The following is a 20,071-nucleotide window of genomic DNA, read 5'->3' on the forward strand; positions in this document are numbered from 1 at the left end:
AATGTGAAACCAAATGGTATCTCTTTAGGTTGCATATGGAAAACCAAACTCAAAACGCGTTCCGCGCTCTGGCTGACCCTACCCGCAGGGACATTGTGCAGATGTTAGCACTGCAGGACATGACGATCGCTCAGTTGACTGATCGCTTCGACATGACCCGCGCGGCGGTCAAGAAACACCTGACCGTGCTGTCGGATGGTGGCCTGATTGCCGTCGAAGCCCGTGGCCGGGAACGCATAAACCGACTCGAACCAAAAGGCATGGCCCCTGTTCTGGATTGGCTCAGCTACTTTGATCAATTCTGGGATGAACGCCTTAACTCTCTTAAAGAAGCTGTTGAAAGGAAATCAAAATGACTGATGCCGTTCTAAGGAAATCCATCTTCCTGAGGGCCGAGCCCGAGACTGTCTGGGCCTATCTGACCGAACCCGACCGGTTGGCGGAATGGTTTCACAAACCCGAACGCCCCCTGGCGCAGGGCCAAAAGCTTGAGATGTTCGGAACGACCAGTGGCGACCTGCTGATCTGGGGAGAGGTCCGCGAGGCGCGCCCTCCGTCTTATCTGGAATACTCGTTCACGGTTAAGCCGATGGGCGACGCGGTAAGCATCGTGAAATGGACGCTGGAACCGGTTGCGGGCGGTACACGCCTGGACCTGCTGCACGAAGGTCTGCCGCAAGGTGCCGAGGCCTTTGGCCTGATCCTGGCGCTGGACAATGGCTGGGACGAGCATTTTGGCAAGATGCGCGTGGCCTTGCACGAAACTGTTGACGCCTGACCCCTTGTGCGAACCCGCCGGACGCCCTACTTAGGCCCGTGGCGGGTTCTGCCCTTCTTGTGACTGGTAGCATTCTGGTGGCCTTAAGCAATTCCGAGGGGGCTGGCTCTGTTCAGGTCCTGGCCTGATTACCTGGCGCCCACCTGTACATACAGGTCCTCGGGAATCAAACCGCACGGTTGACTGGTGGTCCCGCCACACTCGATCCAAACTCCGGCAGGAAATAGCCGGATTTCCGAGCTCTGAGTTCTGACCTGCGGGCCAGATCGCGCTAATCAAACCTGGATCAGACAGGCATCAAGAAATGCTTTTACGGGTTCGGGTTGCCGAATGGCACGGGGCTGCACAATCACAACATTAAAATACCCGATATCCTGTGCCAGCGGACGCGCGACGACCGCATCGCCTTCTATCGTGCGGCTCGCCTCTGGCGGAAAACCAACCAGCGTGAACCCAAGCCCTTTGCCAACATAGGCATGCACCAACTCTCGTGATTGCGAGGTCAGCGGCACTTCTGGATCAAGCCCGGCAGCCTGCAACAGGTCAAGATAGCTTGGACCCGGACCGGAACGCGACACTGCAATGTAGGGCATGCCTGTCAGCTGCTCAAGCTGTACGCTGTCGGCATGCGCCAATGGGTGCGAGGCCGGAAGTAAAACCAGAGGCGCCAGTTCTTTAAGTACTTCAACGTGATGACGTCGGGGTTCAAACCCTTGATCAAACACCACAAGCGCGTCCAACTCGCCGGCATCCAGCGCAGCAACGAGGTTCGGGAAATCATCCTCAACAACCTCGATGCGGATACCGGGATGGCTTTGGCGAAAAGCCAGAACAGCTGGTAGAATGATCTTCTGCGCAATCGCATAATGCGTCCCGATCACAATAGACCCTGTTTTACCCTCAGCCATCACAGCGGCCCGATTGCCGAGCGCGCCTGCTTGCATCAGCAACGCGTCGGAATCCGTCAAAAAGGCTGCGCCAACGCGGGTCAACCTCATCCCGCGTGCAGGAAAGCGATCAAACAACGTCAAACCAGTGACATCTTCGAGTTTGTCGATTGCCGATGAAATAGCGGCGGCCGAAACATTCAGGTTCCTGGCTGCCTGCGCGATACCGCCACATCGCGCCGTCTCGGCGAAGAACGACAACTGGCGCAAAGTGAAACGTATCATCAATAAAATCTTCTTTTTACTAATTTTAAATCAGTTTTTTCGACCTTTAGCAATGCGCTACCCTGCGTTTGAAACTCAGGGAGAAAGCAGATGGACATCAGACCACTTACCGGCGGTGTGGGCGCAGAGATCATCGGCGCCGATATCCGAGACGGCAGCCAGTTCGACGCCATTCATACGGCCTTTGCTCAGCACTCTGTCATCGTACTCAGAGCGCAGGATGTCGGCCCGGATGAGCATCTGGCGTTTGCCCAACGCTTTGGCGCGATCAACATCAACCGCTTCTTCAGGCCGGTCGATGGGCATCCAGAAATCGCTATGGTGCTGAAGGAAAAGGATCAGAAAGAGGCCATCGGAGAGGGCTGGCATACCGATCATTCCTACGACCAAATCCCGGCGATGGGGTCTATCCTGCATGCTTTGGAAACCCCGCCCTTTGGAGGCGACACACTGTTCGTCTCGATGGGTGCAGCTTATGAGGCGCTGTCACCTACCATGCGGAGCTTTCTGGATGGGCTCTGGGCGGTTCATTCGTCTCGGCACGTTTTTGGAACAAGCTCACAGGACAGTGAAGCGGCGCAAAGTGGTCGGCTAAGCAATGCACAGGCAGCCACCCAAGACGCGCGACATCCTGTGATCATAAAACACCCCCTCAGCGGGCGGCGCGGTATTTATGTGAATCCAGTGTTCACAACCCAAATCGAAGGCCTGAGCGCCGATGAATCAGCAGCCATCCTTGCAATGCTATATGACCATTGCCAGCAACCCGAGTTCCAATGCCGCATTCGTTGGCAAACAGGCGACATGACCATCTGGGACAATCGGGCCACATGGCACAAAGCGGTCAATGACTATCATGGATTTCGACGATTGATGCACAGGGTTACCGTGGAGGGTGTCGCCTTGTCTGCCGAATGACCCGAACCCTGTCAGAGAAAAGACACAACGCAGTCAGACTAAAACTGACGCCCTGACCTACCAATTACGGCGGGCAAGCTCTGCGTCCACCTCAACCGGCGTGTCACGTGTCTTAACGCCCTGTACGTGCCTCTTGTTTGATCAGGGCAGGCTTTAGCCTGACAGAAACCGGCGTTCCACCTCGCGGACCGCCCGGTTTTTCGGCCATGCTCATAATGGCATAGGCAAACTGTACACCGGCAAAGACGATCCCGTTCATGAACCAGATCATCGCCAGAGCAACCAGACCGATATCAGAACCAGTAATCAGATGACGCAGGTTGGCGACGTTCAGGGCCAGAAGCACCCCGACAAAAATTGCCGAGATGGCAAAGCCCCAGGCCACTTGTGTGATATACAAACGGATCAGTTTGGGCATGGCGGACCTCATTGCGCTATAATATTCAGTTTAACGCATATTTGATCCGTGTAAACGCGTCAGAACGCCTCGGGCTTGGCCTCGTGCGCCATGTGATCCAGCACTGCGTTGACAAATTTGGTCTCTTTACCTTCGGGGAAGAAGGCCCGCGCCACATCGACGAATTCAGTGATGACCACCTTGGGCGGTGTGCCGTTCTGTGTCAGCTCTGCTCCGGCGGCCCGGAAGGCCGCGCGCAGGGTCGGGTCGATCCGGGCAATCGGCCATTTGGCAACCAAAGCGCGATCGGTCATCTGATCGATCGGCGCCTGATAATTGACCGCATCTTCAACCAGCTTGCGGAACAGGCGAATATCGCCGTCCAGCATTTCCTCGCCCTCATAGACGGCGCCAAAGCGGTGATCCAGAAACTCGGTCACAACCTGATCGGTTGTCTGACCCGATTGCTCCATCTGGAACAGCGCCTGCACGGCATAGAGCCGAGCGGCGGATTTCATCAGGCGTTTCTGGTTGGCCGGTTTTGGCGCGTCTGTCTTGGTCATGCTGTTGTGGGTCCGTTGCTGTCGCCCGCCACAAGGATGGACTCGGACGGCGGCTTGAACCCGACGCCCTTTTTGGAAGAGCCCCACTTACGGCTGAGCGCGATCAGATGCAAGGCCGCAGCGGCAGCTCCGCCCCCTTTATTCATTTTTTCCGGATTGGCGCGCACTTCGGCCTGATCGTCATTCTCGACTGTCAGGATACCGTTGCCGATGCACAGACCCTGCAGACCCATCAGTTGGATGGCACGGCTGGAGTCGTTGCAGACGGTTTCGTAATGCGTGGTCTCTCCGCGAATGACACAGCCCAGCGCGACATAGCCGTCAAAATTGCACTGACGGTCTGCCATGCCGATTGCCGTCGGGATTTCCAACGCGCCGGGCACTTCGACCACATCACAGGTGCCGCCTGCCCCTTCGATCTCGGCCTTTGCGCCAGCCACCAGATTGTCAGCGATGGCGCGATAGAACGGGGCCACAACGATCAACAGCTTGACGGGTTTGTCGAATGTCGGCGTTGGCAGCACGCCGTGTTTGTCTTGTTCAGCCACAATCAGTCCTCCCTGAGGATTGAACGGGTCCCGACAATGGACAGGCCAAAAGCGTCGAGCCCGAGATAAACGGTTTCCGGCGAGTCGGTCAGTAGCACAAGTTCCTGGATCCCCATCTTGGACAGTATCTGCGCCCCCAGACCGGTTTGTTTGATGGTGCGTGGGCCCTCATCTTCAGCCGCATAGAGCGAGTTGCGCGGTTGGCGGAACAGACAGACCACACCGCGCCCTTCATCAGCAATCTTTTCCATCGCGCGCGGCAGCTCACGTGAGGATTTCGGGCCAAGACCCAGAATGTCGGGCGCCTCGTGCAGCGCATGGGTCCGGGTCAAAACCGGCTCAGGCGTGGTGATGTCACCCTTGACCATCACGACATGTTCGATGCCATGGGTCTGATCGGTGAAAATCCGCATTTCCCAGTCGCCGCCATATTCGGATTTGACGGTTTCCCGAGATGTCTCAACCACGAGATTGTCATTGCGCGACCGGTAGGCGATCAAGTCGCTGATCGTGCCGATCTTCAACCCGTGTTCCTTGGCGAATTCGACCAGGTCAGGCAGCCGCGCCATGGTTCCGTCAGGGTTCATGATCTCGCAGATCACGCCCGAAGGGTTCAACCCGGCCAGGCGTGAGATATCAACGGCGGCCTCGGTATGGCCCGCGCGCACCAGCACCCCGCCCCGCTTGGCCCGCAAGGGGAAGACGTGACCCGGCGTGGCGATATGGACCATCGTGTTTTGCTCGTTGATCGCAGTCGCCACGGTCAGCGCCCGGTCACCAGCGGAAATGCCAGTCGACACTCCCTCGCGCGCTTCAATCGACACGGTGAACGCGGTCTCATGACGTGACGAGTTGTTCACCGCCATCATCGGCAGACCCAACGTGTCAATCCGTTCCGCCGTCATCGGCAGGCAGATCAGGCCACGACCATGGGTGGCCATGAAATTAATTGCCTCAGCATCAGCGAACTCGGCGGCAATCACCAGATCGCCCTCATTCTCGCGATCTTCGTGATCAACCAGGATATACATCCGGCCTCTGCGCGCCTCGTCGATGATCTCTTTGATCGGGCTGATTGCCGCGCGCAGCTGGGCCTCGACCGGTCCGGGAGTTTCAAAGCTCATGGGGCAGCCTTTCACATGCCAAGTTTGACCGGGTGGATAGACCACCGCGCGGTCAAAGACCAGACCGCATGCGGCACCGTTCCGGTCAGACGCGACGTTGAATTGTGGACTAGGACATTTCAGCGAGGCGCGCGACATAGCGAGCCAGCGTGTCGATCTCAAGATTGACCCGGTCGCCGATGCCGACATCCCCCCAGGTCGTCACCTCTTTGGTGTGCGGAATGAAGTTGATACCAAAATCGCACCCGTCCACATCGTTTACGGTCAAAGAAGTACCGTTCAGCGCAACTGATCCCTTGGGCGCAATGAAGCGAGCCAGATCTTTGGGTGCGCGCAAGGTTACCCGCGTGCTGTCGCCCTCGTCCAGAACGGCGACCACTTCTGCGACGCCATCAACATGACCAGACACGATATGACCGCCCAACTCATCTCCGACCTTCAGCGCGCGTTCCAGATTGACGCGTTTGCCGACGGTCCAGCGATCCAGGTTTGTTTTCGAAACGGTTTCGGCGCTGATTTGCACATCATACCAGTCTGCGCCTAGTGCGATGACTGTCAGGCAAACGCCGTCGCTGGCAATGGATGCACCAATATCAATCCCCGGGGTATTGTAGGCGGTTTTGATCCGCGCCCGCAGATCGCCTTGCTGCTCCAGTTCGGTGATGGTGCCGATATCTGTGACGATCCCCGTAAACATTGCGTTAACCCTCTGTTTCTAACCTGATGCCAGCGCTCACCGTCGAGGTAAGCGTAAGCGCGCCTACGGGCAAGCCCCAGGTTGCCGCAAATACGACAAACAGGCATAATTCCTCATCTAACGACAAGAGCAGCAGAAATGTTACCACTCAACGGCGCTGCGCAAAAACGCGTATTTCTTTTCCTGCAAGGACCGCACGGGCCGTTTTTTGGCGCGCTTGGTAAGATCCTGCGCGCAGCGGGTTCCGAGGTGTGGCGCGTGGGTTTCAACGCCGGGGATCAGGCTTTCTGGTCTGATAAGGCCAGCTTTATTCCCTATGCTGGCAAACCCGAGAACTGGCCGGCAAAATTTGTTGACCTGGTTGTCGGCCGCGAGGTGACAGACATTGTCCTGTATGGCGATACGCGTCCAATCCACGCCCAAGCCATCCGCATCGCCCGCGCCCACGGGATCACTGTTCATGTTTTCGAAGAAGGGTATCTGAGGCCCTGGTGGGTCACCTACGAACGCACAGGTACGAATGGCAATTCGCATCTGATGAATCTGGAAGTTACCCAGATGCAGCGAGCGCTGGAGCGTACTGATGCGCCGATGCCGCCCCCTCCGACGCATTGGGGTGATATGCGACAGCATATTTTCTATGGCGCGCTGTATCATTGGTTTGTTCTGTTCCTGAACGGCAAGTATCGCAATTTTCGAACCCACCGTGACCTACCGGTTTCGAAAGAGTTCAGGCTGTATTTCAAACGGCTGGCAATGATGCCCTTCCACAGAATCCGGCGGCGAGTGGCGACGGAGCGAGTCCGGCGGGGCGGGTTTCCCTATCACTTGGCATTGCTGCAACTGGGACATGACAGTTCGGTTCAGTCACACTCGGACTTTGACTGCATGTCCGAGTTTCTTGAGCAGGTACTGCACGGTTTTGCAAATGGCGCACCAACGCACCATCATCTGGTCATCAAAGAACACCCGCTGGAAAATCATCGGGAACCATTGCGCCAGGTGGCACGCAAACTGGCCAAAACACTGGATATCGCTGATCGGGTCCATTATGTACCCGGGGGCAAACTGGCCACATTGCTCAACGAAGCGAGCTCGGCCGTGACGATCAATTCAACTGCGGGTCAGCAGGTATTGTGGCGCGGCATTCCTCTGCTCGCCTTTGGCAAATCGATCTATGACAAGCCCGAATTTGTTTCCAGCCAACCGATCACTGACTTCTTTTCCAATCCAGATATCCCCGATACCGAAGCCTATCAAAGCTATAGGCGTTTTCTGCTTGAAACCAGTCAGGTCCCCGGCGGGTTTTATTCACGCCGAGGGCGGCGACAGTTGCTTAGGCGCGCCGTGGATATGATGCTAAGGGCGAAAGATCCCTACCAATCCGTGCTGACCGACAAAGAGGCGCGGACGCCACAGTTGAGGATCGTTGAGTAAATCACCCCTCTTGATGCTGGCGATTGCAGTTGGAAACAAGTACGCTGCTGGAAACAAAAGACCAAAACCAAGACGTTCGAGGATATTCGGCAGTGCAGCGCTTTCCAATCCGATGGGGACGGGGTGTAACCCTTGTGGCCGCTCTTGGCCTGCTGGCCGCGTGCCAACTACCTAAAACCGGCCCAAACAAATCCGAAATCCTTGCCGGTTCGACTACGAAAGGTGGAAACGCCTATGTTGTTGAGGTCGACGACCGGGTGGCGCAGGTCACGTCGGCAGTGCCTCAATACGGGTTCTCGCAAACCTTCCGTAGCGCTCAGAACCTGACCGCCGACACGGTTCGTCCGGGTGATGTACTGGGCCTGACAATCTGGGAAAACGTAGATGACGGGCTGTTATCCGGAGAGACCGGCGCCTCAACATCCCTGGAAGAGGTACAGGTCGACAGCGAGGGCTTCATCTTTGTTCCCTATGCCGGGCGCCTGCGCGCAGCCGGAAACACGCCGGAACAGCTTCGCATGTTGATCACGGAAAAGCTCCAGGATCAGACCCCTGATCCTCAGGTCGAAGTGCGCCGTATCGCCGGGGACGGATCAACCGTTTCGCTGTCGGGCACCCTGTCCGCACCCGGGATCTATCCGATCGAACGACCAACCCGCACACTGGCCGGAATGCTGACACGGGCTGGCGGCGTGATCGAAGGGTCCGATATCGCCCTGGTGACACTGATCCGAGGCAATCAAAAAGGGACGGTCTGGTACAATGACTTGTTCCGCAACCCGGAATTTGACGTTGCCCTGCGGGGTGGCGACCGCATTCTAGTCGAAGCCGACAACCGGTCCTATGTCGCCTTGGGGGCGACGGGCGGTCAGTCGCGCGTGGCATTCGACAGTCAGGATCTGTCCGCGCTGGAAGCGCTGGCACAGGTTGGTGGCTTACAGCCCCTGTCTTCGGACCCGACCGGCATTTTCGTTCTACGAAAGGAACGACAGGACATTGTCCGGTCAGTCATGGGAAAACCGGACCTGCAGGGAGAGCAGCGCATGATCTACGTGCTGAACCTGACAGCACCCAATGGCCTTTTCATCGCCCGTGACTTTGTCATCCGCGATGATGACACAATTTACGTCACCGAAGCACCTTACGCGCAATGGAGCAAATCCATCTCGTTGATCGCCGGTGGCCTGACCCCGCTTGCCAATGTCACGACACTGACAGGCGGATGATGCCCTCCGTTCCTCAAGGAACGCATGCCAAGGCCGAACGCAGTCGTCTTTTGGTCTATAATGGCGGATTTCTGACAGCCGCGCGCGTGCGGAGAATTCTGTCACTGGCCGGATATGATATCGGCATCGGCACGCCCAAGGGGTCGGATCTGGTGGGTATCTGGGGCAATAGCCCGACGGCACATCGTGGACTGCGTATAGCGACCAAATACAATACTCCGATCTTGCGCGTAGAGGATGCATTCCTGCGATCTCTGCACTCAGGACGCAATGGCGATGCTCCGCTGGGACTGCTGCTTGATCGCAGCGGTGTGCATTTTGATCCAACACAGCCTTCGGATCTGGAAACACTTCTTGCGACCGACCCGTTGGATAATACGGCCCTGCTGAACCGGGCACGTGGCGGGATGGCGCGGCTGCGCGAACTGCATCTGAGTAAGTATTCCGCCTATGATCCCGCGACCCCTGCGCCGGACCCAGGGTATGTCCTGGTTGTCGATCAAGCACGCGACGATGCTTCTGTAAGGGCAAGCGGCGGCGATGAGGCCCGGTTCCGCGAGATGCTGGTTATGGCGCAAGAGGAGAACCCCGGCGCGACCGTTCTGATCAAAACCCACCCCGACACGATCGCAGGGCACCGGCCCGGATATTACTCTGCCGATGATCTGACCGACCGCGTATCCTTTCAGCACAGCGCCATCAGCCCCTGGACCTTGTTAGAGGGTGCTGTGGGCGTCTACACCCTGTCCTCGCAACTTGGGTTCGAGGCCATATTGGCCGGTCACAAACCCCGCGTCTTCGGCCAACCGTTTTACGCCGGATGGGGTCTTACCCAAGACGAAGCCCATTTCCCAAGACGCCAACGAAACCTGACGCGCGCGCAACTCTTCGCCGCCACCATGGTTCTTTATCCCAAGTGGTACGATCCCTATCGGGATCAGCTGTGCGAATTCGAATCCGTGCTGGACACGCTTGAAGGTCTGACCCGCGCCTGGCGACAAGATCACAAGGGCTGGACGGCATCCGGGATGCGGCTTTGGAAACGCAGGCACCTGCAGCACATGTTTGGGCGCGAGAAAAAGGTAAAATTCACGCCTGACGTTCCCGAAAACCCAGATCGTCCCCACATGGTTTGGGCGCGGCACGGCCGTGATATGGAAAACGTCACACGGGTCGAGGATGGCTTCGTTCGGTCCCGTGGGTTGGGGGCCAGCCTTGTGCCGCCTCTGTCGCTGTCGCTAGATGACCTTGGGATCTATTACGACCCGACCAAACCCAGCAGGTTGGAAGAGATGATCGCCAAGCGGGAGACCCTGCGGCCGGATCAGGAATTGCGGGCCGAGCGGTTGGTGACACAGATTATCGCCGGAGCGGTCAGCAAATATAACACCGGCGGCCCGGTTCCGGACTTGCCAAAAGGTCACCGCATTCTGGTGCCCGGACAGGTCGAGGACGATGCCTCGATCCTGTTTGGAACCAGCACCGTTCGCACCAATACCGAACTTCTACGCACCGCCCGCGAGATGAACCCGACCGCCGTTCTGATCTATAAACCGCATCCCGATGTCGAAGCTGGCCTGCGTGAAGGTGAGGCCGAAGCTGAGGGGCTAGCAGACCTGATCGTCAAGAACACCGATCCCGCCGCATTGTTGGGTGAGGTTCAGGAGGTCTGGACCATGACCTCTCTGCTAGGGTTCGAGGCGCTGATGCGCGGATTGCCGGTCACAACGCTCGGCGCACCCTTTTATGCTGGTTGGGGTTTGACGCAGGATTTGGGATCCGTCCCCGCCCGTCGTGGTGCACGGCCCTCCCTGCTGGGATTGATTCATGCCGCACTGATCGATTACCCGAGGTATCTGGACCCTGTCACCGGCATGCCCTGCCCTCCGGAAGTGGTATTGGAAAGGCTGACAGACGGCTACCAGAGCCGATCGGGTCATGGCCTTAGACTGCTCTCGAAACTACAGGGCGTTTTCGCAACACAGGCGCATCTCTGGCGCCGTTAGCGCAATGCCCGCGCCCAGCGATGCATCACGTCCTGACCGATGATGCGGGTCTCCAGCAGTTCAAACCGTGGGGCCTCATCCAGACGATCCATACCAAGCGCCCCGATGGCAGGCAATCCTTCGGCACCAATCGCAAGCCCGGCACTGAAGCCGATCAACTCATCAACCAGTTCATCCACCAAAAGCGACGCAGCAAGGGACGATCCGCCCTCGCAAAAGACGCGGGTCAAACCCTCCTGCCCCAACTGCAGCAACAGGTCAGCGGCATCAATGTGATGATCGCGTAACGCGCAGGGGATAAGCCTTGCGCCCAGTCCTTCCCACGCTTTTGCACGTTCGGCATCCGGTGACGGACCATGGCACAACCACACCGGAATTTTCGAGGCGGTGCGTGCCAGTTGACCCATCAACGGGATATCCAGATGGCGCGAAACGACAACGCGCACAGGCTGACGTTCAATCCCAAGATCCCGAACTGTCAGAGAGGGGTCGTCTACACGCGCCGTACCCGCCCCAACCATAACGGCATCATGCGTTGCCCGCATGGCATGAACAGCCCGCCGCGAGGTCTGACCCGTAATCCACTGACTATGGCCGCTTTCGGTCGCAATGCGCCCGTCAAAACTGCTGGCCAGTTTAAGCGTGACAAATGGCCGGCCCTGTTCGGTCTTTAGAAAGAAACCGGCGTGGTCGCGGGCCGCCTGATCCGCAAGAACACCGGTTGTCACGTCAATCCCAGCCTCGTGCAGCATGGCAAAGCCCTGCCCAGCCACACGCGGATCACTGTCTTCGATGGCTGAAACAACACGCGTCACACCGGCCTCAATCAAGGCCTGAGCGCAAGGCGGGGTCTGTCCGTGATGGGCGCAGGGTTCAAGCGAGACATAAGCAGTCGCGCCACGCGCCTGCGATCCCGCCTGTCTTAACGCTTCGGTTTCTGCATGTGGCCGACCGCCAGGTTGCGTCCAACCACGCCCAACAATCCGCCCGTCCTGTACGAGTACGCAGCCAACGGATGGGTTGGGCCAGCATGTCCCCTGTCCGCGCCGCCCCAAGTCAAGGGCCAGCGCCATATATCGCTTATCTGTTTCGCTCACTCGTCCGTCGAAGGCTGCGGCGGGCGCAGTTCGTGGACAAACTCCTCGAAATCATCGGCCGCCTGGAAATTCTTATACACGCTTGCAAACCGAACATAGGCAACGGTGTCGATCCGCGCCAGAGCTTCCATAACAATTTCACCGATCTTGCTGGACGGAATGTCGGTATCGCCCATGCTTTCCAGCCGTCGCACAATACCCGAGATCATCTGATCAATGCGTTCCGGATCAATCGGGCGTTTCTGCATCGAGATACGGATCGAGCGTTCCAGCTTGTCGCGATCGAAATCCTCGCGTTTTCCATTGGTTTTGATCACAACCAGATCGCGTAACTGAACGCGTTCATAGGTGGTGAACCGTCCGCCGCAAGCCGGGCAGAAACGGCGCCTGCGGATCGCGACATGATCCTCTGCCGGGCGTGAATCTTTGACCTGAGTGTCGATATTTCCGCAAAACGGGCAGCGCATCCGCCGTCTCCTCGTCTCTTGTTCCGCCTCTTTTAGTAAGCGCTGTGGCCCACTTATCCACAACTATAGGGCAGCCTCTAGGATTTGGGTAGTCGGAAATTTTCACCGCTAAATAAAGGGGTCACGCGAAATGCGCAGCGACGCGTCGGTTGTGTGATTGGGTCCGGTGTTCAAACAGATAAACACCCTGCCATGTCCCCAGCATGGGCACCCCTGCGGCGACAGGAATGCCCAAGGACACAGGCAGCAACGCAGCTTTGATATGTGCTGGCATATCGTCTGGCCCCTCATAGGTGTGCCTTAAATACGCCATCGACGGATCATCCGCCGGTGGCACTAGACGTTCGAAAAAGGCCTGCAAATCTGTCCGCACCTCGGGGTCCGCATTTTCCTGAATGGCCAGAGAACACGAGGTATGGCGCACAAACAGGGTCAACAATCCGTCGCGACCGCTTGGGGCAAGCCAGTCTCGTATACCCGAGGTGAACTCATACAGCCCCGACCCCTGCGTTGAAATGATAAACTCGGTCTGCAAAACGCGGGTCTTACCTTCTTCAGTCAAAAATTGGCTGCCGGAAACACAGGCCATTCGCGTTCTGGACGGACCTGCTCTGCCCCGGCTGGAAACCAATGGAAACAAAGCTTGTGCTCTGCTCGACATTTGCCGGAGGGGTCAACGAAAATTGGACCGCCGTGCGGCGACCGGTAGCTTCGCTTGGGCCATATCCACGCACAACATAGATATTCTGCTGCCACCCTGCCCCCAAGCTGCGACGAGCAAAATCTGCAGCAGCGCACCAATAGCCATCCACATCCCTGCGCGCGCGCGGGATCACCTCAAACACTTTGTCGTTTACTGCAACAGTCTGAAAACCGTTTGGTGCTGCTGTCACCGCCCCCGGTTCAAACAACGTGGCGGCGGCCAGAACCGCAGATGTGATCACTTTTTTCATAATGCTACTCTCTCATGTTTCTTGATAAATATTAAAGTAGATTGCAGGCGGCCATGGCAAAGCCACCTCACGTTCAATTCAGGCATTGTTCCTATTTACGTGAACCGGCATCAGCCAGCCCCGATATCGGATCAGTTGACCCAACATCGGCATTTCTGCGGAAACATCGAACCGAAACCGGCCTTGATCATCCTGCCATTCCACCGTCGCCGAACGCGGTAAAAGAAAGTTTGGGCATGGCACCCCCAATAGAGTGAGGCGCAGGATGTTCAAATGCAGCTTTTGACCTCGAACCTGTGGGCGCATCCAGATGGTCAGCCCTCCGATCCTCTCTTTCACGCACCGCCTGTCTGCGTCGTAGACCAGATGAGACAGCGTCTCATGCCCGCCAAAATCCCTGAACCATTCCCATTCCTGGCCATTGAGTTTGGTTCGAATGCGGACCGTCTGAGTATCTGCAGCGGGGGGAAACCCACCCAACCACAATGACAAAGAGGTCAACCACCCGGTTCCTCTTTGGATGCTGCATAGTCCTGTAAACTCTGCCGTTTCACTGTGGAATTTTCGGACCGCATCCGGCACCTCAGAATTGGCTGGAAGGGCCTGCAGAAATGGGTCCGGCCTCACGCATACCCTCCGGGGAAGAACCGCGCTTTCATGGATGAATCCGGAACCAGGCACGTTTCGAACCGTCCAAAGAATGCAAATCGGTGGCGCGCGATGAAATGATAAAGCGGATCCTTCAAAAACCGCGGAAGAAATCGACAGGCCGACAGAACAGGCCACAAAGCGGGTAAGCTGCGCATTGCAGCAGCAAAAGCATCCAAGCGCTGATGCACAACACCGTCAACGATCACAAGATTGGTTTCAAACTCGTCGGTGGGCAGGCCGAGTTGCCGGTAAAGGCTTTGTCCTATGGGGGACTGGGCAATTACAAACTTGAACCGCTTCTTTGTGTCAGCCCACAGCATGAACCTGAAAAACCGAGAACACAGCACGCATTCTCCATCAAAAACGATGAGGTTCTGCTCGGTTCCCACATCTGAGATCGCCCGGTCTTGCATTGGATACCAGATCAATTTCGCCACAACCGGACCGTGCCATTGAAGGGTAAAATCCGCAATGCGACACGTAGGTTTTCAGATGAAACGTGCCGGGGAGCCACCGATCGCTAGTCTGAGACGACCGGAGCTCTACCCTCATCCCCACAAGGTGCTGACCCGACAACACGAGGTAACTATGCCTTTGCGTTGCTATATCCTTGCTGAAAAGTGCCAGAAACTTGTGAAAACCTGCCAGATGGGTTTGCCTGCACCCGTGCAAACTGGGTTCAAATTTTTCGCGAAAGCATTAAGAATTGGATATGGAGCTTGATATTGCCAGAATTCAACACCTGACCCGAACGGTAGATGAGCGTTCGGGCGGCCCAGAGTTAGCAGACCAGCTTTTGGAACGCAGCGGTCTAAGCCGAGCGGCAATCGCTCCCCCCACTACAGTCTACAGTGCGCAAACTGAGGCGATGTTCATCAGATATGCCTGCGACGCTATGCGCGACATAACTTTTGCCGCCTATGCGGGTTCAAAAGTCAGTTCGGCCTCTAGCATTACGGCCTATATCAGCAAGTACTCTCGTGACCTCCGGCAGGTGTTTGAAAACACAACCCGCTTCTCTCGCATCATAGATCCCACAATCACCTTCAGTCTGCGCCATGCCGGGAATTTTGTGTCCTTCGAGGCGGATTGGGAAGACGCAAGTTTTGCCCGGTATCACAGACGCACAGAGTTTTTGATGTTTGGGACACTGGCGCGAATGCGGAACCTGACGCAGTCAGACTTCCACCCCATAGCAATTCGCTTTCAACACGAAGTTGGAGAGAAAAGAAATATATTTCAAAAGCTTGCAGGATTTTCGGTAGAGTTTGGAGCAGAAAACCTAGAGATTGTTCTGTCGCCTTCAGCTCTGGATCTTCCCGTGCCCACATATGACCCGATGCTTCGAGAGCATCTGATTGAGTACGGGGAACGCGTCCTGGCAGAGCGGGCCTCGCCTAAGCAAAAATTGCGGGCGCAGGTCGAGGGTCTGATTACACGTTCGATGCCGGGGAATTTTCCGCAAGCCGATGACATAGCCGCCAATCTCGGCATGAGCCCGCGAACATTTGCACGTCGGCTAAAGGATGAAGGGTCAAGCTATCGAGAGATCGCAGACGATCTGCGCTGTGATCTGGCCCAAACTTTCATCACCAACGGTATGCAGCTATCTGAAATTGCATTCTCACTTGGCTACGCAGACCAACCCGCCTTTTCCACCGCTTTCAAACGGTGGACGGGTCGCGCGCCCAGCGCTTTTCGCAGCCGCCTGGATCCTTGATCGTAACTTTGAGGTAGCCGGGGGTCGTCAGCCTTGCAGCCTCGCCCCGGCCCGTCCCATGAGTGGACATTGCGGATATAGGAAGACGCGCAGCGGGCTTCTTGTGAGTTCTCGCCAAATTGATGTTTCTACAAGCCACCGTGAACATTGGTTTCAAACGAAAAAGGCGCCTCGGTCGAGGCGCCTTTTCTAGGTTACTGATCCAGGAACGACCGCAACTTTCGCGACCTGCTGGGGTGTTTCAGTTTTCGCAGCGCCTTCGCCTCGATCTGGCGGATACGTTCGCGAGTCACGCTGAACTGTTGGCCGACCTCTTCCAGGGTGTGGTCCGTGTTCATACCGATGCCAAACCGCATCCGCAGAACCCGTTCTTCCCGCGGGGTAAGTGAGGCCAGAACACGCGTGGTCGTTTCCTTGAGGTTTTCCTGAATAGCACTGTCCAGCGGCAGCACAGCATTCTTGTCCTCGATGAAATCGCCAAGCTGGCTGTCTTCTTCGTCGCCAATCGGCGTTTCCAGGCTGATCGGTTCCTTGGCGATCTTCATCACCTTGCGGACCTTCTCCAGCGGCATCTGCAGCTTTTCGGCCAGTTCTTCCGGCGTCGGCTCGCGGCCGATTTCATGCAGCATCTGACGTCCCGTCCGAACCAACTTGTTGATCGTCTCGATCATATGGACTGGGATACGGATCGTGCGTGCCTGATCCGCGATGGACCGGGTGATCGCCTGACGGATCCACCAGGTGGCGTAGGTCGAGAACTTATACCCGCGGCGGTATTCGAACTTGTCTACGGCCTTCATCAGGCCAATGTTACCTTCCTGAATAAGATCAAGGAATTGCAGACCACGGTTCGTGTATTTTTTGGCGATCGAGATCACCAGACGCAGGTTGGCTTCGACCATTTCTTTCTTGGCCTGGCGCGCCTCTTTCTCGCCTTTCTGGACCTGCTGTACGATGCGGCGGAATTCGCTGATGTCCAGGCCAACATATTGCCCGACCTGAGCCATATCGTTGCGCAGTTCCTCGACCTTGGAGGTCGAGCGTTCGATGAACATCTGCCAGCCCCGGCCCGGCTTTTCAGCCATCTCAGCCAGCCAGTTCGGGTCCAGTTCACGCCCACGATAGGCGTCAACAAATTCGCGACGGTTGATGCGGGCCTGATCCGCCAGCTTCACCATCGAGCTGTCCAGCGACATGATCCGACGATTGATGCCATAGAGCTGGTCGATCAAAGCATCGATCCGGTTGTTGTGCAAATGAAGGCCGTTCACCAGCTCGACAATCTCGGCGCGCAGCTTCTGATAGGTCGCTTCGTCCGTGTCGCTGAATGTGCCGTCTTCGTTCAGGGTTGCCGAAATCCGGCTGTCCTGCATTTCGCTCAGCATCGCAAAATCAGTCGAAATACGCTCGAGCGTAGTCAGAACCTGATCTTTCAGAGCAGCTTCCATAGCAGCCAGCGACATGTTCGCCTGCTCGTCTTCGTCATCGTCATCATCGGTCGCAATCGGGTTGCCATCGGCATCCAGCTCGGGGCCTTCTTCCTTGGCGGGCTTTGCGGCCTGCACGGTCGAAGTGTCGACGACCGGCTCTTCGACATCGCCGTCTTCGTCCATCTGATTGCCGAAAGTGGCCTCCAGATCAATGACGTCGCGCAGCAGAATGTCTTCGGACAGCAATTCATCATGCCAGATCGTAATCGCCTGGAAGGTCAGCGGGCTTTCACAAAGCCCCAGGATCATCGTATTGCGACCAGCCTCGATCCGCTTGGCGATAGCAATCTCGCCCTCACGGCTGAGCAGTTCGACCGAACCCATTTCGCGCAGATACATGCGCACCGGGTCATCGGTACGATCAAGCTTTTCTGCGGCGGCACCGGCCAGCGTGACCTCACGGTTGCTTTCCGTTGTGATCAGGTCGGTCGAGCCTTTATTCTCTTCCTCTTCCGCCTCTTCATCTTCGATGATGTTGATCCCCATCTCGGACAGCATCGACATAACGTCTTCGATCTGTTCCGAGCTGACCTGATCAGGCGGCAAGACCTGATTGAGCTGGTCGTAGGTGATGTAACCTTTCTCGCGGGCCTCGGCGATCATCTTCTTGACCTGAGTCTGGCTCATGTCCAGCGAGATTTCCTGTTCCTGCTCGTCGGATTTGCTGTCTTCGTTTGTATCCTTGGCGGCCATTCAATGCTCCTGCAGGGATGGGTGATTCGATTGAACCGAATCATTAGCGCGTTGAAGTGATTCGGCCACCCGTTTACCTGTTTTTCTTTTCCAGTGCCTTACGAAAACACCACATTACCGGCGTTTTCGCTCGAAATTGATACCTGACATGATTGCCTTAAACGCATCCTTCTCGTCGCGGTTGATTCGCGCACCATTGTCAGCGATGTCGAAAACGGCCCTGTCTTCATTCTGGCTTCGGCTTGTTCTGTTGCGCTCTTCGGCAGCTTGCGCCAAGCGATAGGTCAACGCTTCATCGTCCAGATCAGACAGCTCCTCTGCGGCTTCGGCAATCTCTGCGTCCAGACCCCTGAGAGCTTTGATTTTGGCGAGTTCCTCAGCCAATGTCATTTCGGCCTTTTCAACGTCGCCCGGTTTATTCACGCAGGGGATCACTGCGACATGGCGAAGGGCCAGCAGGTTTTCAAGGGCGTGATGTCCCAAAGTTTCCGCAATATGTTGTTTGAGGTTCTCAGGATCATCTATCGCGTGCCGCAGAATGGCATCGCGCAGGCCAGCGTGATCTTGGTCACGGCACTCCATTTCTTCCAGTTGGTGCTCAAACTGCACCACGACTTGGGGGTTCAATGCGGCGATGGCCAAAATGGCGGCTTCGCGCATCTGGATATCGGCATTGTCGGACGATGCCAGGAACGACGCCCGCGCACCCGGTGTGGCCGGTTGTGGCTGAGGTTTCCATTTCCCGCGCGGTTGCCAGGGGCGGTTTTGCTTCTGCCTTTGTGGGCGGAACAGTTTCCAACACAGATCCTTGATTTCTCGCTCGTAATGAGAGCGAATTGAACCATCTCGGATCAGCAGTGTCTTTTCTTGGAGTGTGCGTTCCAACGTAGCCTTGCGTTCAGGGCTGTCGAACACCTTGCCTTCGGTTTCGCGCTGCCACAGCAGCCTGACCATTGGCATGGCCTCTTCCAATACCGTCTGCACTGCCGTTGGACCATCGGCCCGCAACAGATCATCGGGATCTTTGCCCTCAGGCATCAGCGCAAAGCGCAAGGACTTTCCTGCCTCAAGCAGCGGCAGGGCCAGATCGACCGCCCGCATCGCAGCACGCAAACCCGCCGTGTCGCCATCCAGCGCAATGATCGGCTCGTCCGAGATACGCCACAGCAATTGCAACTGATGCTCGGTGATTGCGGTGCCCAATGGGGCCACCGATGCGCCAAAACCGGCCTCGGCAAGCGCGATCACATCCATATATCCTTCGGCCACGATCAATGGCTGCCCTTTGCCGGCAGCCTGCCGCGCGGGGCCTTGGTTATAGAGGCTGCGTCCCTTGTCGAACAGTTCGGTTTCGGGCGAGTTCAGATATTTCGCATTGTCATTGGGGTCCATCGCCCGGCCACCGAACGCAATGCAACGCCCGCGCGGATCCCGGATCGGATACATGATCCGGTTCCGAAACGTGTCATAGGGCTTTTTACCTTTGTTCGAGGGTTTCGCCAGACCCGCACCAAGGATCAGATCTTCGGCAACGTTCTTGCCGCGTAGGTGATCCCAAAGCGCCTGCCAACCGTCGGGCGCAAAGCCGATTTCCCACCGATCCAGCGCCCGCTCTTTCAAGCCGCGCCGCGCCAGATAATCGCGCGCCTCCCCACCTGCCCCTGTTTTCAGTTGCAACCGGAAGAACTGCACCGCCTGTTCCATCACCTCGGCCAGTTGCGTGCGACGATCCTGTTTCTCTTGCGCCTTGGGGTCACGTTCTGGCATCGGCATCCCGGCTTCACGCGCGAGAATTTCGACCGCTTCGATGAACGAGACATTCTCGGTCTCTTTCACGAAGCTGATCGCATCCCCTTTGGCATGGCAGCCAAAGCAGTAATAGAATCCCTTTTGGTCATCGACGTGGAACGATGCTGTCTTCTCGTGATGGAACGGGCACGGAGCCCACATGTCGCCCTTGCCCTGATTGGACTTGCGCGCGTCCCACATGACTTTGCGCCCGACGACCTGAGACAAGCTCAGCCGGGTGCGCAACTCATCCAGAAAACCGGGTGGTAATGACATGGGTTAAACCTGACAGAAACAGCAACGCGCGCCAAGGGGAAGGCGCGCGTTTGTCCGCAAAGAAATCGCA

The 20,071-nt window shown here is 56.9% G+C and carries 21 protein-coding genes; 7 read left to right on the forward strand and 14 right to left on the reverse strand.

The annotated features are described in order from the left end of the window. The first annotated feature begins 35 nt into the window (after positions 1-35). A complete protein-coding gene (locus AC2FHW_RS02855; RefSeq protein WP_271946295.1) occupies positions 36-356 on the forward strand; it encodes an ArsR/SmtB family transcription factor in 321 nt (106 codons plus the stop codon). Further along, positions 353-778 (forward strand): SRPBCC family protein, encoded by a 426-nt coding sequence (locus AC2FHW_RS02860; protein ID WP_281972322.1) that lies wholly within the window; start codon positions 353-355, stop codon positions 776-778. The genes AC2FHW_RS02855 and AC2FHW_RS02860 overlap by 4 nt, the downstream gene beginning before the upstream one ends. A gap of 275 nt (positions 779-1,053) precedes the next feature. Here the strand turns inward: AC2FHW_RS02860 and AC2FHW_RS02865 are convergent, their stop codons facing one another. Then, a complete protein-coding gene (locus AC2FHW_RS02865) occupies positions 1,054-1,950 on the reverse strand; it encodes a LysR family transcriptional regulator (protein ID WP_496678223.1) in 897 nt (298 codons plus the stop codon). Between the two features lie 90 nt (positions 1,951-2,040). Between AC2FHW_RS02865 and AC2FHW_RS02870 the strand changes: the two genes are divergently transcribed. Further along, on the forward strand, positions 2,041-2,868 hold the full coding sequence (locus AC2FHW_RS02870) for a TauD/TfdA dioxygenase family protein (protein WP_496678226.1): 828 nt from the start codon (positions 2,041-2,043) through the stop codon (positions 2,866-2,868). A gap of 112 nt (positions 2,869-2,980) precedes the next feature. Here the strand turns inward: AC2FHW_RS02870 and AC2FHW_RS02875 are convergent, their stop codons facing one another. The 5 genes from AC2FHW_RS02875 to AC2FHW_RS02895 all read right to left on the reverse strand — a co-directional run bounded on the left by AC2FHW_RS02875 (position 2,981) and on the right by AC2FHW_RS02895 (position 6,197). Continuing rightward, on the reverse strand, positions 2,981-3,286 hold the full coding sequence (locus AC2FHW_RS02875; protein ID WP_142634632.1) for a hypothetical protein: 306 nt from the start codon (positions 3,284-3,286) through the stop codon (positions 2,981-2,983). Positions 3,287-3,345: 59 nt separating this feature from the next. Further along, on the reverse strand, positions 3,346-3,828 hold the full coding sequence (gene nusB / locus AC2FHW_RS02880) for a transcription antitermination factor NusB (protein WP_271946288.1): 483 nt from the start codon (positions 3,826-3,828) through the stop codon (positions 3,346-3,348). After that, positions 3,825-4,376 carry a 6,7-dimethyl-8-ribityllumazine synthase gene (locus tag AC2FHW_RS02885; protein ID WP_271946285.1) on the reverse strand — a complete coding sequence of 184 codons (552 nt, stop codon included), beginning with the start codon at positions 4,374-4,376 and terminating at the stop codon, positions 3,825-3,827. Before AC2FHW_RS02885 ends, nusB begins: the two co-directional genes overlap by 4 nt. Positions 4,377-4,378: 2 nt before the next feature. Then, positions 4,379-5,500 carry a 3,4-dihydroxy-2-butanone-4-phosphate synthase gene (gene ribB / locus AC2FHW_RS02890; RefSeq protein WP_142634638.1) on the reverse strand — a complete coding sequence of 374 codons (1,122 nt, stop codon included), beginning with the start codon at positions 5,498-5,500 and terminating at the stop codon, positions 4,379-4,381. Positions 5,501-5,609: 109 nt separating this feature from the next. Then, positions 5,610-6,197, reverse strand: coding sequence for a riboflavin synthase (locus AC2FHW_RS02895; protein WP_496821378.1), 588 nt, complete (start codon positions 6,195-6,197; stop codon positions 5,610-5,612). Positions 6,198-6,335: 138 nt separating this feature from the next. Between AC2FHW_RS02895 and AC2FHW_RS02900 the strand changes: the two genes are divergently transcribed. From AC2FHW_RS02900 to AC2FHW_RS02910, 3 genes are all read left to right on the forward strand, one after another. After that, a complete protein-coding gene (locus AC2FHW_RS02900; protein WP_271946281.1) occupies positions 6,336-7,634 on the forward strand; it encodes a capsule polysaccharide biogenesis protein in 1,299 nt (432 codons plus the stop codon). Positions 7,635-7,726: 92 nt separating this feature from the next. Then, a complete protein-coding gene (locus AC2FHW_RS02905) occupies positions 7,727-8,860 on the forward strand; it encodes a polysaccharide biosynthesis/export family protein (RefSeq protein WP_142634645.1) in 1,134 nt (377 codons plus the stop codon). Continuing rightward, positions 8,860-10,866 carry a capsule polysaccharide biogenesis protein gene (locus AC2FHW_RS02910; RefSeq protein ID WP_496728075.1) on the forward strand — a complete coding sequence of 669 codons (2,007 nt, stop codon included), beginning with the start codon at positions 8,860-8,862 and terminating at the stop codon, positions 10,864-10,866. The genes AC2FHW_RS02905 and AC2FHW_RS02910 overlap by 1 nt, the downstream gene beginning before the upstream one ends. Here AC2FHW_RS02910 and ribD read toward each other — a convergent pair. The 6 genes from ribD to AC2FHW_RS02940 form a co-directional block, all read right to left on the reverse strand. Next, positions 10,863-11,963: a bifunctional diaminohydroxyphosphoribosylaminopyrimidine deaminase/5-amino-6-(5-phosphoribosylamino)uracil reductase RibD gene (ribD, locus tag AC2FHW_RS02915; RefSeq protein ID WP_496707877.1), complete on the reverse strand. Its 1,101-nt coding sequence runs from the start codon at positions 11,961-11,963 to the stop codon at positions 10,863-10,865. The two genes, AC2FHW_RS02910 and ribD, sit on opposite strands and share 4 nt — an antisense overlap. After that, entirely contained in the window at positions 11,960-12,430 is a 471-nt protein-coding gene (gene nrdR, locus AC2FHW_RS02920) for a transcriptional regulator NrdR (protein ID WP_142634651.1), read from the reverse strand. The genes ribD and nrdR overlap by 4 nt, the downstream gene beginning before the upstream one ends. Before the next feature lie 121 nt (positions 12,431-12,551). Next, positions 12,552-12,965 carry a secondary thiamine-phosphate synthase enzyme YjbQ gene (locus AC2FHW_RS02925; RefSeq protein WP_496707881.1) on the reverse strand — a complete coding sequence of 138 codons (414 nt, stop codon included), beginning with the start codon at positions 12,963-12,965 and terminating at the stop codon, positions 12,552-12,554. Positions 12,966-12,984: 19 nt separating this feature from the next. Then, positions 12,985-13,383, reverse strand: coding sequence for a hypothetical protein (locus AC2FHW_RS02930; protein ID WP_142634653.1), 399 nt, complete (start codon positions 13,381-13,383; stop codon positions 12,985-12,987). A 78-nt stretch (positions 13,384-13,461) separates the two neighbouring features. Beyond that, positions 13,462-14,064 carry a DUF4166 domain-containing protein gene (locus tag AC2FHW_RS02935; protein WP_342781991.1) on the reverse strand — a complete coding sequence of 201 codons (603 nt, stop codon included), beginning with the start codon at positions 14,062-14,064 and terminating at the stop codon, positions 13,462-13,464. Then, positions 14,007-14,471 (reverse strand): thiol-disulfide oxidoreductase DCC family protein, encoded by a 465-nt coding sequence (locus AC2FHW_RS02940; protein ID WP_342781992.1) that lies wholly within the window; start codon positions 14,469-14,471, stop codon positions 14,007-14,009. Before AC2FHW_RS02940 ends, AC2FHW_RS02935 begins: the two co-directional genes overlap by 58 nt. A gap of 275 nt (positions 14,472-14,746) precedes the next feature. Between AC2FHW_RS02940 and AC2FHW_RS02945 the strand changes: the two genes are divergently transcribed. Next, a complete protein-coding gene (locus AC2FHW_RS02945; protein WP_496821380.1) occupies positions 14,747-15,754 on the forward strand; it encodes a helix-turn-helix domain-containing protein in 1,008 nt (335 codons plus the stop codon). Positions 15,755-15,948: 194 nt separating this feature from the next. On the opposite strand, the gene rpoD is transcribed toward AC2FHW_RS02945, so the two are convergent. Both rpoD and dnaG read right to left on the reverse strand, forming a co-directional pair. Further along, entirely contained in the window at positions 15,949-17,937 is a 1,989-nt protein-coding gene (gene rpoD, locus AC2FHW_RS02950) for an RNA polymerase sigma factor RpoD (RefSeq protein ID WP_142634659.1), read from the reverse strand. A gap of 114 nt (positions 17,938-18,051) precedes the next feature. Continuing rightward, positions 18,052-20,001, reverse strand: coding sequence for a DNA primase (gene dnaG, locus AC2FHW_RS02955; protein ID WP_496821382.1), 1,950 nt, complete (start codon positions 19,999-20,001; stop codon positions 18,052-18,054). Between the last annotated feature and the right edge of the window lie 70 nt (positions 20,002-20,071).

The organism is Ruegeria sp. YTSA108, from assembly GCF_059610185.1.